This window comes from Azospirillum largimobile, assembly GCF_977007025.2.
Genome location: NZ_CDRMUA020000002.1, coordinates 815,129 through 830,542, shown reverse-complemented (window position 1 = coordinate 830,542; position 15,414 = coordinate 815,129). Strand labels below are relative to the sequence as shown.

The following is a 15,414-nucleotide window of genomic DNA, read 5'->3' as shown; positions in this document are numbered from 1 at the left end:
GAAGCTTCTGGAGCAGCACGCTCACTCCGCCGCGACTGCCTGGGCGCGCCGGCGCTCGGCCACCAGTTGGCGGACGCGCGGCAGAAGGTCCCGGCCATAGGCGATGGCGTCGGGCAGCGGGTCGAAGCCGCGGATCAGGAAGGTGGTGACGCCGAGGTCGTAATAATCCAGCAGCGCGTCGGCGACCTGATCGGGCGTGCCGACCAGAGAGGTGGAGTTGCCCTTGGCCCCGGTCAGGCCGGCGATGGCGGTCCACAGGCGCTTGTCGTGGCGATGCCCCTTGTCGGCGATGGCCAGCAGGCGGCGGGCACCCTCGTTGTTCGGCAGCTCGCCACGGCTGAAGCCGGTCTTCTCCAGCAGCGCCTTGGCCTTCTCGTAGGTGGCCTCGGCCTTTGCCCAGGCGGCGTCCTCGGTCTCGGCCAGGATCGGGCGCAGAGACAGGCTGAAGGCAGGCTGCGGACGGCCGGCCTTGGCGACGGCGGCACGCACGCGGGCCAGCAGCTCGCGCACCTGATCATGGGTTTCGCCCCACACCGCATAGGTGTCGGCATGGCGCCCTGCCACCTCGACGGCGGCCGCGGAGGCGCCGGCGATCCACACCGGGATGCCCGACGGGTTGTAGGGCTTCACCTGCGAGAATGCCTTTTCGACCTGATAGAAGCGGCCCTGGTAGTCGAAGGGCTTGTCGCTGGTCCATTCGGCGCGGACGATGTCGAGGAATTCCGACGTGCGGGCATAGCGGTCGTCCTTGTCGTCCACCGTGTTGCCGTCGCGGGCGAGCTCGCTGCGCTCGGCGCCGGTGATGACGTTGATGGCGACGCGGCCGCGGCTCAGCTGGTCCAGCGTGGCGAGCTGGCGGGCCAGGATGGTCGGTGCCTGGAAACCGGGTCGGTGGGCGATCAGCACGCCCAGCCGGTCGGTGACGCTGGTGATGTGCTGGCTGACCTGCAGGCTGTCGGGTGCGTCGGCGTGGAAGGCCTGGAGCACCGAATCGAAGCCGCCCAGCTCATGTGCCTTGGCGACCGTCTCGATGTAATCGCGATCCACCACCGGACCCTGGCGCGGGATGATCTCCGACGCATTGTGGTTGCCGACGAAGCCGACGAAGCGAAGCGGGTGGGCGGCGGAATCGTGAGTGGACGTCATGGCGTTGGTCCCCTGTTTTCGGTGACGAGGGTATGGGAGGCTGTCGGTGGTCAGAGGCTGGGCGCGGCGGCGGCACCGGTGGGCAGGCCGTAGCCGCCGGGCAGTGCGCCGGAGGTTCTGGCGTCGGTGCGCTGCGGTTCCCGTGCGGCCAGATGCTCCTCCTCGACGCCAAGTTCGGCCAGCAGGCGGGAGCGCAGCGCGATGAAGCCGGGATCGCCGTGGCGGCGCGGGCGGGCGAGGGGGATCGGGATGTCGGCGGCGATCTTGCCGTTCGCCATCACGACGGCGCGGTCGGCAAGCAGCAGAGCCTCGTCCACGTCGTGGGTCACCAGCAGGACGGCGGGGGCATGGGCGCGCCACAGCGTCTCCACCAGACCCTGCATGCGCATGCGGGTCAGCGCGTCCAGGGCGGCGAAGGGTTCGTCGAGCAGCAGCAGGCGGGGTTCGCGAACCAGGGCGCGGGCCAGCGCCGCCCGCTGCGCCTCGCCGCCCGACAGGGTCAGCGGCCAGGCGCGGGCACGGTGGGACAGCCCGACCTCCGCCAGGGCGGCGAGGCCGCGCTCCTCGGCGTCGGGGTGGCGCAGGCCGAGCGTGACGTTGCGCAGCACCCGCATCCAGGGCACCAGCCGCGGTTCCTGGAACACCACCGCGCGTTCTTCCGGCAGTTGCACGGTGCCCTCCGGCGCCGGGTCCAGCTTCGCCAGCGTGCGCAGCAGCGTGGACTTGCCGCAGCCGGATCGGCCAAGCAGAGCGGTGAAGGAGCCCGGTTGGAGGTCGAGCGACAGGCCGTCCAGCACATTGCCGTTGCCGAAGTTGCGGATGAGGCCGCGGACGCTGACGACGGGTTTGGACGGAGTGGAAATCCGGGAGAGGGCGTGGCTCATGGAGGGTCACTCCTTGATGAAGGCCGGGCGCCAGACCAGCGCCCTGCGTTCGATGAAGCGGACGATCAGGTCGGCGAGCAGGCCGAGGATGGCGTAGACGATCAGGGCGACGATGATCACGTCGGTGCGCAGGAACTCCCGCGCCGTCATCGCCAGATAACCGATGCCGCTGGAGGCGTTGATCTGCTCCCCCACCACCAGGCTGAGCCAGGCGACGCCGAGCGCATAGCGCAGCCCGGCCAGGAAGGCGGGCAGGGCGCCCGGCAGGATGACCTGGGCGATCAGTTCCCACCGGGTCAGGCCGAGGGTGGAGACGGCCTCCACCACCTTGGCGTCGACGGTGCGGATGCCGGCGAACAGGTTGAGGTAGATCGGGAAGGCGGTGCCGAGCGCCACCAGGGCGATCTTCGGCGTCTCGCCGATGCCGAACCACAGGATGAACAGCGGCACCAGCGCCAGATGGGGCAGGGTGCGCAGCATCTGCAGCAGGGCGTCCAGCGCATCCTCCCCCCGTCGCGACAGGCCGGCAATCAGGGCGCAGACGGTGCCGGCCGACACGCCGATGGCGAGTCCGGCACTGACCCGGCCCAGCGAGACCAGCAAATGCACCGCCAACTCGCCGCTGATCGCCAAGTCCCAGAAAGCGGTGAGGATCTGGCTGGGCGACGGGATGGAGCGGGTGGAAATCCAGCCGAACCCGACGCTGGCCTGCCACAGCACCAGCAGCGCCAGCGGTACGGCACAGCGGCGGAGACCCGCCGGAAGCGCCCAGGCGCGGGATCGGCGTCCCGTTTTTTGGATCGCGGTGGCTGGCGTCATGCTCTCTCCCGAGGCCGGTCTGTTGCGATGGCTACGGGAGAAAGCGTATCCCTATTATGTGAATAGGGAAAACAAAAACACAGGAAAGACTGTTGAGAAAAACTTAAGTAACAAGAAAAATTTGTTTTTTGTATGCGCCTGCATCACGCGTGACTCCGGCCGTCGATTCCGTCAGGATCCCCTGCAGCCGGTCGACCGCCGCCCACAGGCCGGAGAGGCTGGGGCCGGTGAAGGTGATGCGCCATGGGCGCCCGCCGCCGTTGTGCCGCTCGATGCCGTGCCGGCATCCATCGCCCGGCCGCGGGCGGCCGACAGAGCCTCGTCGTTCAGGGCGACGATGCGGCGGGCATAGCCGAGCAGCAGGTCGCCGGCATCGGTCAGCGCCACCGTGCGCCCGGCCTTGCGGAACAGTGGCTGTCCAACCTGCTCTTCCAGCTTCTTCATTTGCAGGCTGATGGCCGACTGGGTCCGACCAAGCCGTTCGGCGGCGCGGGCGAAGCCGCCATTCTCCATGGCGATCACCAGCGCCCGCAGCACGTCCATGTCGAGGTTGGTGGGGAGCATCGCCAACTCGCCGACTCCCTACCGTCAGGCCGGAAGGGCGCTGTTGAAGCCGGGGTCGAAGATCGCCGCCGCGTCCAGCCGCTTGGGGATGATGCCGAACTCGCGCCAGACATCGGACGTCGCCTGCTGGTCAGCGATAACCGAGGCGTCGATAGCAACCGGCCGTGCCCGCTCGACGCCGAAAGTGTGGCGGGCGATGGCGGGATCGACCCCGACCGTCCTGGCCCAGATGCCGGCATAGGCGTCGCTGTTTTCCAGCGCCCACAGCCGGGCGGCGGCGAAGCGGCGGATCAGGTCGGCCAGAGCATCCCGTTTGGTGGCGATGGCCTCCAGTGTGGCGGACTGGTAGGACAGGCCGCTCATCAGGCCGGTGCCGGTGACGACCGCGCGGGCGCCGTCCACCAGCAGCGCCTGTGAGACATAGATGCCCCAAGTTGACCAGGCGTCGATGGAGCCGGCGGCCAGCGCCGACTTGGCGTCCGACGGCAGCAGGAAGGCGATCTTCACGTCGCCGGGCTTCAGGCCGTTCGCCTTCAACGCCGCCAGCACGAGATAGTGGCCGATGGAGCCGCGCCCGGTGCCGATGGTCTTGCCCTTCAGGTCGGCGACGCTGCGGATGGAGGAGTTGCCCGGCACCAGGATGGTCGTGCTCTGCGGGTTGGAGCGCACGGCGCCGATGATCTTGGCCGACGTGCCGGCGGCCAGCGCGAAGGTGGTCGGCGCGTCGCCGGCATAGCCGACTTCGATGGCGCCGGCGTTCAGCGCCTCCAGCAGCGGGGCGGCGGCCGGGAACTGGCTCCATTCGATGCGATAGGGCAGGTCGGCCAGAAGCCCGGCGGCCTCGATCACCGACTGCACGCCGCCCTTCTGGTCGCCGACCTTCAGCACGGTGCCGGCGGGAATGGCCGCCCGTGCCTGCCGCAGGGGGGAGAGTGTCAGTCCGGCGGCGAGCGTGCCAACACCGAGGCCGAGGGCATGGCGGCGCGACAATGACGGGAGGGGATTGGGGAACATCGTCATGGCAGGCTCCGTCAGATGACGTGGAAGTTGTGGGCGCCGTCGCGCTTCAGCTGATCGACCAGTTCAAGCTCCCAGTCGATGTAGCCCTGCATGGCGGCGGCGCTGTTGTCGGTGCCCTCGTAGGGGCGCTTGTAGACGTCGTCGGGCTCACCCCCCAGACGGTCGAGGTCGGTGCTGAGCGGCAGTCCGGCCGCGATCCACCCCTTGGTGCCGCCCTCCAGCAGCAGCGGGCGCTGGCCTGCAGGGAAGTCCGCCACCGCATAGCGGGTCAGCGTGCCGTCGCCGCAGGTCAGCACCGGCCGCACGCCTGTGGGCAGGCTGGCGATGGTCTCGGCCAGCCGGGCGCGGGTGGAGAAATACGCGCCCGGAATGTGGCCGGCGCGGTAGCGCGGGCTGCGGGTGATGTCGATCACCGCCGCCTCGCCATTCTCCAGCAGGGCCAGCAGGTCGCGCGGGGCGATCGTCTCCGCCCCCACATCCGGCTCCGGCGGCAGGCGGCGGCGGTCGGATCCGCTCTCGCTGCCCAGGGCCGACACGTCGCCTTCCAGCACATGCGCCTCCCAGCCGAGCTGGGCGAGCCAGGAGGCGGTCATGTCGGCGCGCGGCCCGCCGCCGCCCGCCGGATCGTCGGCCAGGACGATGCGGGCGCCGCGCACCGCCACATGCTCGTCGGTCGCCTGGACCAGCTGGCCGCCGGCTGCATGGCGGAAGCCCGGCAGATGGCCGGCCTCATACTCCTCCGGCGTGCGCACGTCGAAGAGGTGGAGCGTGCGGCGCTCGTCGCCGCGGAAGCGGTCCAGCGTCTTCGCATCGATCCGGCCGACACCGGCCCGGTTGGCCACCGCGCGCGCCGCCTGGCGGCCGGCGGCGTCGCCCTCGGCCGAGACTTCGGGGAAGCGTCCCTCGCGCCCGCTGTCCAGCGTCAGCCCGGCCAGGGTCCAGCCGATGGTGCCGTTGCGCAGGGCGGCAACCCGGTTGGGGATGCCGGCATTCACCAGGGATTGGGTTCCGATGATCGACCGCGTGCGGCCGGCGCAATTGACCACCACCAGCGTGTCGGGGTCGGGGGCGATGTCGCGGATCCGCTTGACCAGTTCCGCCCCCGGCACGCTGATGCCGCCGGGGATCGACATGGTGCGGTATTCCTCGAAACGGCGGGCGTCGAGGATGACCAGATCGGCCTTGGCGTCGAGCAGCGCCTTGACCTCCGCCGCCGGCAGCGAAGGGGTGTGGCGATGGTGCTCGACCCACTCGCCGAAGGCCTTGCTGGGCACGTTCACGTCCCGGTAGACCTCGAAGCCGGCGGCGACCCAGCCGGCCAGCCCACCCTCCAGCAGAGTCACATCGCTGTACCCCAGCGCCTGGAGCCGGCGGGCGGCGGGCTCCGCATAGCCCTCTCCATCGTCATAGACGGTGATCGGCACGTCGCGCCGCGGCAGCAGGTCGTAGGCCAGCAGCTCCACCCGGCTGAACGGGACGGAGACGGCGAACAACGGATGGGCCAGCGAATAGGGGCCTTCCTCCCGCGCATCGAGCAGGGCGACCTCGTCGCGCTCGATCCAGGAGCGGCGGATGTCGGCGGGCTTGCGGGTGGCGAGCGATACGGCTGCGGTCATGGTGTTTGGGATCCTCAGGCGGCGTGGGGGACGGGCTGCGAGCGGTCCCACAGGTTGGGTAGGGCGCTGTTGGCGTAGCCGGAGATGAAGGGCTTGCGCTGGCCGGTCAGCGGGTCGAACACCGACCGCCGGACGGCGCCGATGTTGCCGCCATAGACGTGGATGCTGATGGATGGCCGGTCGGGCAGGGCGTTGGCGATGGCGTGGACATCGCCGATGCGGGGCGATACCCCCTCTACCGAGCCCGCCTTCAGGATCTCGGGCGGATGGGCCACGGGCGGGCCGCCCTGGGGCTGCAGGTCGTACCGTTGCGAGCGTTCCGCCCCGCGCAGGATGCCGACGAGGCCCCAGACGGTGTGGTCGTGGATCGGCGTCCGCTGCCCCGGTCCCCAGACGAAGCTGACGACGGAGAAGCGCTCATACGGGTCGCAATGCAGCAGATATTGGCGGTAATGCACCGGATCGGGCTGGGCATAGGCGTCGGGCAGCCAGTCGTCGACGGCGATCAGGTCGACTAGCAGGGCGCGGCCGGCGTCCAGCACGGCGGCTTCGTCGTCGCCATGCCGCTCGATCAGCCGGGTGAAGTCGGCGATGAACCCGCGCAGGCGGGCCAAGTTGGGGGTGGCTGTATCGGATGAGAGGCTGTCGGGCATGGTCGGGCGTCCTCACCAGGTCTCGGCAAGGCCGAGCAGTTCGAGAATGCGGTGGCGGAGGTCGGTCAGAACGGGATCGCCGCGGTGGCGGGGATAGGGGCGGTCCACGGCCAAGTCGGCCTTGATGCGGGCGGAGCGGCCGCTGAACACGATGACGCGGGTCGCCATGAACAGCGCCTCTTCGATGTCGTGGGTCACCAGAAGGCCGGTAAAGCCCTTGCTGCGCCACAGATCGACCAGTTCGCTCTGCATGGCGAGGCGGGTCAGGCTGTCCAGCTTGCCCAGCGGTTCGTCGAGGATCAGCAGGCGCGGGTCGTTGACCAGCGCGCGGGCCAGCGCCGCCCGCTGCGCCATGCCGCCCGACAGCTGGTGCGGAAAGGCCTTCTCGAAACCGGCCAGCCCGACCAGGGCCAGAGCCTGGTCCACCCGGTGGCCTTGCGAGCGCAGCAGGCCGCGCGCCTCCAGCCCCAGGGCGACGTTGTCGCGCACGGTGCGCCAGGGATAGAGCGTCGGGTCCTGGAACACGACGACGCGCGACGGGTCGGGGCCGTCGATCGGGCGGCCGTCGGCCAGGATGGAGCCCCGGCTGGGCGGCTCCAGCCCGGCGACGAGGCGCAGCAGGGTGGATTTGCCGCAGCCTGACGGCCCCAGCAGAGCGACCAACTCGCCCGGCTCTACCCGCAGCTCCACCCCGTCCAGCACCGGCAACGGCGCGCCGTGCAATTCGAAGCTGTGGCTGACCGCCTGCACGTCGATCGTCATTCCGGCGGTTTCGGTGTTTTCGAGCGCTACCATTTCAGCATTCCCTTCTGCCAGGCGAGCAGGCGGTCGCGGACGCGGAACAGCAGCGTCACCAGACCGGAGCAGACCAGCGCCATCACCAGCAGCGCGGCGTACATGTTGCCGTAGGCGGCCCAGCCCTGGGCCCATTGCAGGTACCAGCCGACGCCGGACTTCACGCCCAGCATCTCCGCCACCACCAAGACGGCGAAGGAGGCGCCGAGTCCCATGAACAGCCCGACGAAGACATGCGGCATCGCCGCCGGCACGGCGACCTTCAGCACCAGGAAGCGCTGGGACGCGCCCAGCGTGCGGGCGATGTCGTAATAGGCGCTGTTCACGCCGGCCACGCCGGACCAGGTCAGCACGGTCACCGGCACGCCGCTGGCCAGCGCGATCAGGAAGACGCTGGCGCTCCAGCTGGTGGGAAAGGCGAAGAAGGCGATGGGCAGCCAGGCGGTGGCCGGCAGCGGGCCGATCAGCCGCAGCACCGGATGGACCCAATAACCGACCGCCCGCGACCAGCCGATGGCGACACCCGTCACCACCCCCAGCACCGAGCCCACGGCATAGCCGGTGACCAGCAGCGTCAGCGATGCGGCGAAGCAGTCGAGCAGCCGCGGCCAGTCGTCGAGATAAACCTCCAGCAGCGCCTGCGGCGGCACGAAGAAGGGGCGCGGCAGCAGACCGAGCTTGGCGGTCAGGAGTTCCCAGCCGATGACGCCCAGCGCGAGCGCGATCAACCAGGGCACGGATGCCGACAATCCCGCAATGGATGATGCCAGCCGGCTGCGCGGTGCCGGGCGGATGACCGCGGTAAGCGGTGCGATCAGCGCCAGCAGCCCGGCGGCGACCACCAGCAGGCTGGCGAACTCGCCGGTCCGCTCCCACGGCTCGGCATCGGCGGCATCGGGCCACAGGGCGGTCACCCCGGATGCCGCGAACCACAGCAGGGCGGCGGCGGAAAAGCGCAGCGGGAGGCCGGATGGCAGGGAGGCGCCACTCGGCAAGGCTCCGCCGTTGGCCGCCGGCAGGGCGGCGGCCGTGTCGTTCACGCTCATGATGGGTCTCCGGTTCGGCCGGTTCAGTCGTTGGACGGGCTGGCCGTTACGGCGTTTGGGTCACAGGCGATCGAATCAAAGGACGACCACCGCTTTCGACGCATCCAGCCGCGGCGCGCGCGGGCGCGACGGCGGTCCGTCGGCATGGCCCAGCGCCACCAGCAGGTTCGTGCGCAGCCGGCCGTCGGCGAAGAACTCCGCATCGACCGCTTCGGCGTCGAAGCCGGACATCGGTCCGGCATCCAGCCCCAGCAGCCGGGCGGCCAGGATCAGATAGCCGGCCTGGAGCGAGCCGTTGCGGAACGCCGTGGTCTCGGCCAGCGACGGCTCCTCGACGAACATCGGCGAAGGGTCGTAATGCGGGCTCAGCAGCGGCAGATGTTCGAAGAAACGGCGGTCATAGGCGACGATGGCGATGGCGCCGGCCGTCAGTTTGGATTGGTTGCCGCGGCTCAGCGCCGGGCGCAGCCGTTCCTTCGCCTCCGGCGTGGTCAGGAAGACGAAGCGCGCCGGGCTGCCGTTGAAGGCGGTCGGCGCCAGCCGGACCAGATCGTAGAGGCGATGCAGCGTCTCCACCGGGACCGGCCGACCGGACCAGGAATGCGGCGTGCGGGCGCTGAAAAACAGTCGGTCGGCGGCAAGGGCGATGTCGTCGGGCAATGGTTCGGTGACGGGAAGATGGGTGTCCGGCATGGGAGCGGTCTCCGTCAGGGAATTGGGTCACGACCACACATGCTGGCGGCGGTCGTCGATTCGTTTGGCCTTGTGGACGGCGCGGGGCAGAGTGCCGGGGGCGAGCAGGGAGTGTGGAAGTGGCCGGCAGCCCGGTCAGGCCAGCGCCGCCAGCGATGCCAGCAGAATGGCCGAGACGATGCCGAGGCCGAGGGGAAGCAGGCCGCTGTCCTCATTGCCGCTGCCCTCATTGCCGTTTTCCGCGACGCCGTCGTCGCTCACCCCGACAGCCGGGTCGGCCGCCGGTCCATCCGGCGGCAAAAGCGGCAGCACGAGCGCGCCGGAGGGACAGAGCGACGCCATCACCATCCGGTCGAAATCATCCAAATCCTGCATGGCGGATCTCCTTGTCAGGTGGTGGGGCCGTGGCGCTTCCGAACGGCTGCGGAGATATCACAGCGCGATACCGTTCAATATCAGAATTACCTATAGGAAAATAGGAAAATTGGGCGAGGTCAAGCGCCGGCTTCATATCAGGTGATGTTTTTGGCGGAGCCGTTACCGCTGGGGGCCTGCGGAGGGTGCAGAAATCCAGCCGGCGAAAGCGCTCGGGATCGCACTGGGAACATGATTTAACAAGAAGAATAAGTATTTATAACATATTTCCCTGTAGGAAAGTAGATTTTAGCGTGACAACGGCCGGAGCGTCGCTTTAGAGTTCACGGACATTCGGATTTCCGGCGCTCGCATGCCGGCATTCACAACCGTGACGGGGGGAACGACGATGAAGCCCATTCTGCCCACACTCCTCTATGCCGCGCTGGCCGCGGTCGCCCCCTTTGCCGCCTCCACCATCGCCGAAGCGGCGTCCGGCAAGGTCGTGGTCGGCTATCAGACCGACGCGCTGCCTTCCTCGGTCGCCATCGCCAACGGCGAATTCGCCAAGGCGACCGGCACTGAGATCGACTTCCGCAAGTTCAATTCGGGAGCCGAGATCTTCGCCGCCATCGCGTCGGGCGACGTGCAGGTCGGCTATGTCGGCTCCAGCCCGTTCGCCGCCGCGGTCAGCCGCGGGCTGGATGTGAAGGCCTTCCACCTCGCGACCATCTCCGGTACCGACGAGGCGCTGGTGGTGCGCAACGGCTCCGGCATCGAAAAGCCGTCGGACCTGAAGGGCAAGAAGCTGGCCGCCGCCCCGGTCTCCACCGACCATTACCAGCTGCTCGCCGTCCTGAAGCAGGAGAAGCTGACGGAGCGTGACGCGCAGGTCTTCGCCATCCCGCAGCCGGACATCGTCGCCGCCTGGAACCGCGGCGACCTGGACGGCGCTTTCGTCTGGGATCCCGCGCTGACCGAGTTGAAGAAGACCGGAAAGGTGCTGCTGACCTCGCGCGAGGTGGCGGACCGCGGTGCGCCGACCTTCAGCGCCTGGGTGGCGACCGCCGCCTTCGCCAAGGACAATCCGGCCTTCCTGAAGAGCTTCGCCGGCACCATCGAGCGCTACAGCGCCTCCTTCCGCAACGACAAGGCGGCCTGGGGGCCGGATTCGGAGAATGCGAAGACGCTGGCGAAGCTGCTCGGCGGCACGCCGTCCGATCAGGCGTCGGCGCTGACCAACCTGTCGCTGGTCCCGGCGGAGGTGCAGGCCTCCACCGCTTGGCTGGGCGGCAACGACTCCGCCGGTGCCGCCAAAATCCTCAAGGACACGGCGGAGTTCCTGAAGGAGCAGAAGAAGATCACCACCGTGCTGCCCAGCTACGGCGGTTTCGTCACCGCGGAGTACGTCACGGACATCCGCTGATCATTCGGCCGACAGGAGAGCGCCCATGCTCCAGGTCCGCAACGCCAGCGTCTTCTTTTCCGCCCGCGACGGCCGGGTGGTCCATGCGCTGGACCGCGCATCGCTCGACATCGACGCCAACAGCATCGTCGTGGCGCTGGGAGCCTCGGGCTGCGGGAAGTCGACGCTGCTGAACGCCATCGCCGGCTTCCTCCCACTGTCGGAAGGATCGATCACGCTGGACGGCCAGCCGGTCGCCAGCCCCGGCGCCGACCGCGGCGTGGTGTTCCAGAAGGACACGCTGCTGCCCTGGAGCAGCGTCGCCGACAATGTGGCGCTCGGCCTGCGCTTCGCCGGGGTTCCCGCCAGGGAGCGGCGCGAGCGGGCGGAGGCGCTGCTGGGGCTGGTCGGACTGGAAGGCTTCGCCGACGCCGCCCCCCATGAGTTGTCGGGCGGCATGCGCCAGCGCGTCGGCATCGCCCGTGCGCTGGCGACGGATCCGAAGATCCTGCTGATGGACGAGCCCTTCGGCGCGCTCGACAGCCTAACGCGCGAGCAGATGCAGGAACTGCTGATCGATGTCTGGTCCCGCACCGGCAAGCGCATCTTCTTCATCACCCATTCCATCGAGGAGGCGCTGTTCCTCGGCACGACGGTGGTGGTGATGTCGCCGCGCCCCGGCCGGATCGTCGCCCGTTTCGACCTGGACTTCGTCCGCCGTTTCGCCGCCGAGCGCGACGTGCGGGCCATCCTGTCGGCGCCGGAATTCGCGGAACTCTATGACGAGATCCGCACTCTGGTGCACCGCCCGCACGCCGAGACGGACTCCCGCCGGAGGGTGCTGCAATGACCGACCTTGCCCGTCCCGGCGACCGTGTCATCGGCCCGGCGGACCGTCCCAAGATCGTCCGGCTCCACCCCTTCGGCCTGGACGGCGCGCGCACCGGCCCGATCAGTCTCGTCACCGCCGCCCTGCTGCTGGGGGCGTGGTTCCTGGTGACGCAGTACCGGCTGGTGCCGCCGCTGTTCCTGCCGACCCCGCAGGAGGTGGCGACCCAGTTCCTGGCGATCGTCGAAGACGGCTATGCCGGCGCGACACTGTGGGAGCATGTGTCGGCCAGCCTGTTCCGCATCTTCTCCGCCGCGGTCATCGCCGCCTCGCTCGGCATTCCGCTCGGGCTGGCGATGGGGCTGAACCGCTGGGCCAAGGGCGTCTTCGACACGCCCATCGAGTTTTACTGGCCGCTGCCGCCGCTGGCCTATCTGCCGCTGATGATCATCTGGCTCGGCATCGGCGAGGTGTCGAAGATCGTCCTGCTGACGCTGGCGATGTTCGCGCCGGTCTGCCTGTCGGCCCAGGCCGGCGTGCGGGCACTGCCGATCGAGCGGGTGAACGCCGCGCTGTCGCTGGGCGCCGGCCGCTGGCAGCTGTTCCGCACCATCGTGCTGCCCAGCGCCCTGCCGGAGATCCTGACCGGCCTGCGCATCGGCATCGGCGTCGGCTGGAGCACGCTGGTCGCGGCGGAGCTGATCGCCGCCACCCGTGGCATCGGCTTCATGATCATGTCCGCTTCGCATTTCCTCGCCACCGACGTGGTCTTCGTCGGCATCGGCATCATCGCCGTCTTCGCCTTCGCCTTTTCCTACGGAATGCGCCTGCTGGAAGCGTGGCTGGTGCCGTGGAAAGGCAAGTCCTGAGAATCCGCAATTCAAAAAACGACTTCGTTGAACGACAAAATTCGGGGAACCGCCATGCCAGACATTGCCCTGTCCACCTTCACCGTCACGCCCGTCAGCCCCGCCATCGGCGCGCGGGTGGAGGGGATCGACCTTTCCCGTCCGCTGTCCGACAGTGAAGCGGCGGCACTGGAACGGGCCCTGGTCGCCCATCAGGTCCTGTTCTTCGAAAACCAGCCCCTGACCCCCAAGGCGCAACGCGACTTCGCCGCCCGCTTCGGTCAGCTGCACATCCACCCGATCTACCCGAAGGTGGCGGAGCAGCCGGAGATCATGGTGCTGGACACCGGGCCGCACAATCCCAGCGACAACGACGTCTGGCACACCGACGTCACCTGCATCGAAACGCCGCCTGCCATCGTCGCCCTGTCCGGCAAGCTGATCCCGCCGATCGGCGGCGACACGGTGTGGGCCAGCAACATAGCCGCCTATGACGGCTTGTCCGAACCGATCCGCCGCCTGCTGGAGCCGCTGAAGGCCCTGCACGACTTCACCCGTTCCTTTCCTGAATGGCGGCACAATGGCGACCCTGAGACCCATGCCCGCTGGAAGGCGGCGCGGGACAAGCACCCGGCGGTGGTCCATCCCGTCATCCGCACCCATCCGGTCAGCGGAGCCAAAGCCCTGTTCGTGAACGAGAACTTCACCGCGCGCATCGTCGGGCTCAGCGACCGGGAGAGCGCGGCGATCCTCGATTTCCTGTACGACCATATCAGCCGGCCGGAATACACGGTGCGCTGGCGCTGGAAAGCCGACGATCTTGTGCTGTGGGACAACAGGTCGACCCAGCATTACGCGGTGAACGACTATTCGCCGCACCGGCGCATCATGCACCGCGCCACCGTTCTCGGCGACCGGCCCTATTGAGGAGGGGGCAGGGAAGCAGGGCGTCAATCCTGCTACGCTCAAGAGCGGTTCATCGTTCGGTAAAAGCCAAATCCTGCCCCCGCAACCATCGACACTTGGCAGCCCGCCTCCAACGAGGCGGGCTGTCGGCGCATCGGGTCCGCTTCGGCGCACGCCTCCAGAATCGCCACCAAGTCGCCATGAAGCTGCGCCTCCAGCCCGGCGCCGGACGGGCAGGCTATGGCGTGCACATATCTCGCATCGGCGAAGAAAAGGCCGCATCCGGTGGCGAGTGGCCCTTCTCCCCTTGCGGGGCGGGATCGGCCAAACGCCAACGGCGTTTTGCCGACCCGCGGGTTGGGATGAGGGGTGCGACCGGCTGGAAGCCGGTGGAAACCAGATCTGCGCCCCTCACCCCAACCCCTCTCCCGCGAGGGGAGAGGGGCTTTCCTCAATGCCAAGCTGTACAATTTTCCGCAAGTGCGAGATGTGTGCATCCCGAAGGGACGGGCAGGGGGAGAGCACGACGCGGTCGACCATGGCCCGGATCATCTCCATCGCGGCCATCCCCTCGTCGCCGTCACCGAGCACCGATTCAAGTGATCTTGCCCTGAGGTACCGATCCGCGGCGCATCCCACCCGCGATCGCCTCTGGTCCTTGGAGCCCGCGTCCTGCGAGTTGCCTCGGCATGGGCATGAAAAATGGAATGCTGCGGGTCGATGTTTGTTAGGATGGCGCCGGGATTATCAGGAGCCGTTTCCTTGAGCACAGGACTGATCGCACTGCTTGACGACGTGGTCGGCTTGACGAAGATCGCCGCCGCTTCGCTGGACGATGCCGCCGGGCAGGCTGCAAAGGCGGGGGCCAAGGCCGCCGGCGTGGTGGTCGACGACGCTGCCGTTACGCCACGCTACGTCGTCGGGTTCACTGCGGATCGTGAACTGCCGATCATCGGCAGGATCGCTCTCGGCTCCTTGAAGAACAAGCTGATCCTGCTGCTGCCGGCCGCCCTGGTCTTGAGCCTGGTGGCGCCCTGGGCCATCACGCCGCTGCTGATGCTGGGCGGAGCCTTCCTTTGCTACGAAGGGGCGGAGAAGGTCTTTGAGGCGATCTGGCCGCACGAGGCTCATGACGGCCACGGCGCAGAGGGCACGGCCGGCGGGCAGTCGGCCCGGCAATTCGAAGATTCCAAGGTGAACAGCGCGATCAAGACCGACCTGATCCTGTCCGCCGAGATCATGGCGATCACGCTGTCCGCCGTCGCTGCGGAGGTTTCCTCCTTCTGGATGCAGGCACTGATCCTGGCCATCGTCGGAGCCGGCATCACCATCGCGGTATACGGCACGGTGGCCCTGATCGTGAAGGCAGACGACGCCGGCATTGCCATGGCGCAGAATGACCGGCCCGTTTCCAGCCTCTTCGGGCTGCGGCGGCTGGCCCCCGGCGCACCGGGCGGGGCGGACCGGCTGCTGCGCCCGCTGACGCAGGGGCTGGGCCGCGGTCTCGTCTATGGAATGCCGCTGTTTCTCAAGCTGCTCAGCCTCGTCGGCACCGCTGCGATGCTGTGGGTCGGCGGCGGCATCATCATCCATGGGCTGGAAGGCTATGGCTTGGAGGAACTCGGGCACGCGATCCATGACGCCGCCGTGGCGGTCGGCCATGCGCTTCCGGCGGGGGCGGCGGTGATGGAATGGCTGGTCGCCGCCGGGTTCGCAGGCATTGTCGGGCTTCTTCTCGGCGCGCTGCTGATCCCGCTGGTCCACCGGGTCGCCATTCCGGCCTTTGCGATGCTGAGACGCTGACGCGGCTCCGTGACGGGAACCGCGTCGCCCGAC

15 protein-coding genes and 1 pseudogene are annotated in these 15,414 nt (G+C 68.6%); 5 read left to right on the top strand and 11 right to left on the bottom strand.

Translation table 11 applies throughout. The annotated features are described in order from the left end of the window. Positions 1 to 21 precede the first annotated feature (21 nt). From ACWPKK_RS16985 to ACWPKK_RS16935, 11 genes and pseudogenes are all read right to left on the bottom strand, one after another. Entirely contained in the window at positions 22 to 1,146 is a 1,125-nt protein-coding gene (locus tag ACWPKK_RS16985) for an LLM class flavin-dependent oxidoreductase (protein ID WP_452006360.1), read from the bottom strand. 50 nt (positions 1,147 to 1,196) lie between these two features. After that, complete coding sequence (locus ACWPKK_RS16980) at positions 1,197 to 2,030, bottom strand: ABC transporter ATP-binding protein (protein WP_452006358.1); 834 nt, start codon at positions 2,028 to 2,030, stop codon at positions 1,197 to 1,199. Between the two features lie 6 nt (positions 2,031 to 2,036). Further along, complete coding sequence (locus ACWPKK_RS16975) at positions 2,037 to 2,849, bottom strand: ABC transporter permease subunit (protein WP_452006355.1); 813 nt, start codon at positions 2,847 to 2,849, stop codon at positions 2,037 to 2,039. Positions 2,850 to 3,134: 285 nt separating this feature from the next. Continuing rightward, positions 3,135 to 3,413 (bottom strand): annotated as a pseudogene (locus ACWPKK_RS16970) (LysR family transcriptional regulator); the annotation flags it as partial. 24 nt (positions 3,414 to 3,437) lie between these two features. Continuing rightward, positions 3,438 to 4,433, bottom strand: a complete 996-nt coding sequence (locus ACWPKK_RS16965; protein ID WP_452006352.1) for an ABC transporter substrate-binding protein — start codon at positions 4,431 to 4,433, stop codon at positions 3,438 to 3,440. 11 nt (positions 4,434 to 4,444) lie between these two features. Further along, positions 4,445 to 6,049: a rhodanese-like domain-containing protein gene (locus ACWPKK_RS16960; protein WP_452006350.1), complete on the bottom strand. Its 1,605-nt coding sequence runs from the start codon at positions 6,047 to 6,049 to the stop codon at positions 4,445 to 4,447. 14 nt (positions 6,050 to 6,063) lie between these two features. After that, the gene (locus tag ACWPKK_RS16955; protein ID WP_452006348.1) at positions 6,064 to 6,702 is read right to left on the bottom strand and encodes a cysteine dioxygenase; all 639 of its coding nucleotides are present in this window, start codon (positions 6,700 to 6,702) and stop codon (positions 6,064 to 6,066) included. Positions 6,703 to 6,714: 12 nt separating this feature from the next. Next, positions 6,715 to 7,497, bottom strand: coding sequence for an ABC transporter ATP-binding protein (locus ACWPKK_RS16950; RefSeq protein ID WP_452006345.1), 783 nt, complete (start codon positions 7,495 to 7,497; stop codon positions 6,715 to 6,717). Next, positions 7,491 to 8,543 carry an ABC transporter permease gene (locus tag ACWPKK_RS16945; protein WP_452006343.1) on the bottom strand — a complete coding sequence of 351 codons (1,053 nt, stop codon included), beginning with the start codon at positions 8,541 to 8,543 and terminating at the stop codon, positions 7,491 to 7,493. The genes ACWPKK_RS16950 and ACWPKK_RS16945 overlap by 7 nt, the downstream gene beginning before the upstream one ends. Before the next feature lie 75 nt (positions 8,544 to 8,618). Further along, positions 8,619 to 9,236, bottom strand: a complete 618-nt coding sequence (locus tag ACWPKK_RS16940) for a malonic semialdehyde reductase (RefSeq protein ID WP_452006341.1) — start codon at positions 9,234 to 9,236, stop codon at positions 8,619 to 8,621. Positions 9,237 to 9,371: 135 nt separating this feature from the next. Further along, positions 9,372 to 9,611, bottom strand: a complete 240-nt coding sequence (locus ACWPKK_RS16935) for a hypothetical protein (protein ID WP_452006338.1) — start codon at positions 9,609 to 9,611, stop codon at positions 9,372 to 9,374. A 388-nt stretch (positions 9,612 to 9,999) separates the two neighbouring features. Between ACWPKK_RS16935 and tauA the strand changes: the two genes are divergently transcribed. From tauA to ACWPKK_RS16910, 5 genes are all read left to right on the top strand, one after another. After that, a complete protein-coding gene (gene tauA, locus ACWPKK_RS16930; protein ID WP_452006336.1) occupies positions 10,000 to 11,016 on the top strand; it encodes a taurine ABC transporter substrate-binding protein in 1,017 nt (338 codons plus the stop codon). Between the two features lie 25 nt (positions 11,017 to 11,041). Further along, entirely contained in the window at positions 11,042 to 11,845 is an 804-nt protein-coding gene (locus ACWPKK_RS16925) for a taurine ABC transporter ATP-binding protein (RefSeq protein WP_452006333.1), read from the top strand. After that, a complete protein-coding gene (locus ACWPKK_RS16920) occupies positions 11,842 to 12,693 on the top strand; it encodes an ABC transporter permease subunit (RefSeq protein WP_452006330.1) in 852 nt (283 codons plus the stop codon). Before ACWPKK_RS16925 ends, ACWPKK_RS16920 begins: the two co-directional genes overlap by 4 nt. Before the next feature lie 54 nt (positions 12,694 to 12,747). Beyond that, positions 12,748 to 13,599, top strand: coding sequence for a taurine dioxygenase (gene tauD / locus ACWPKK_RS16915; protein ID WP_324864262.1), 852 nt, complete (start codon positions 12,748 to 12,750; stop codon positions 13,597 to 13,599). A gap of 741 nt (positions 13,600 to 14,340) precedes the next feature. Then, positions 14,341 to 15,381, top strand: a complete 1,041-nt coding sequence (locus ACWPKK_RS16910) for a DUF808 domain-containing protein (protein WP_452006326.1) — start codon at positions 14,341 to 14,343, stop codon at positions 15,379 to 15,381. Positions 15,382 to 15,414 lie beyond the last annotated feature (33 nt).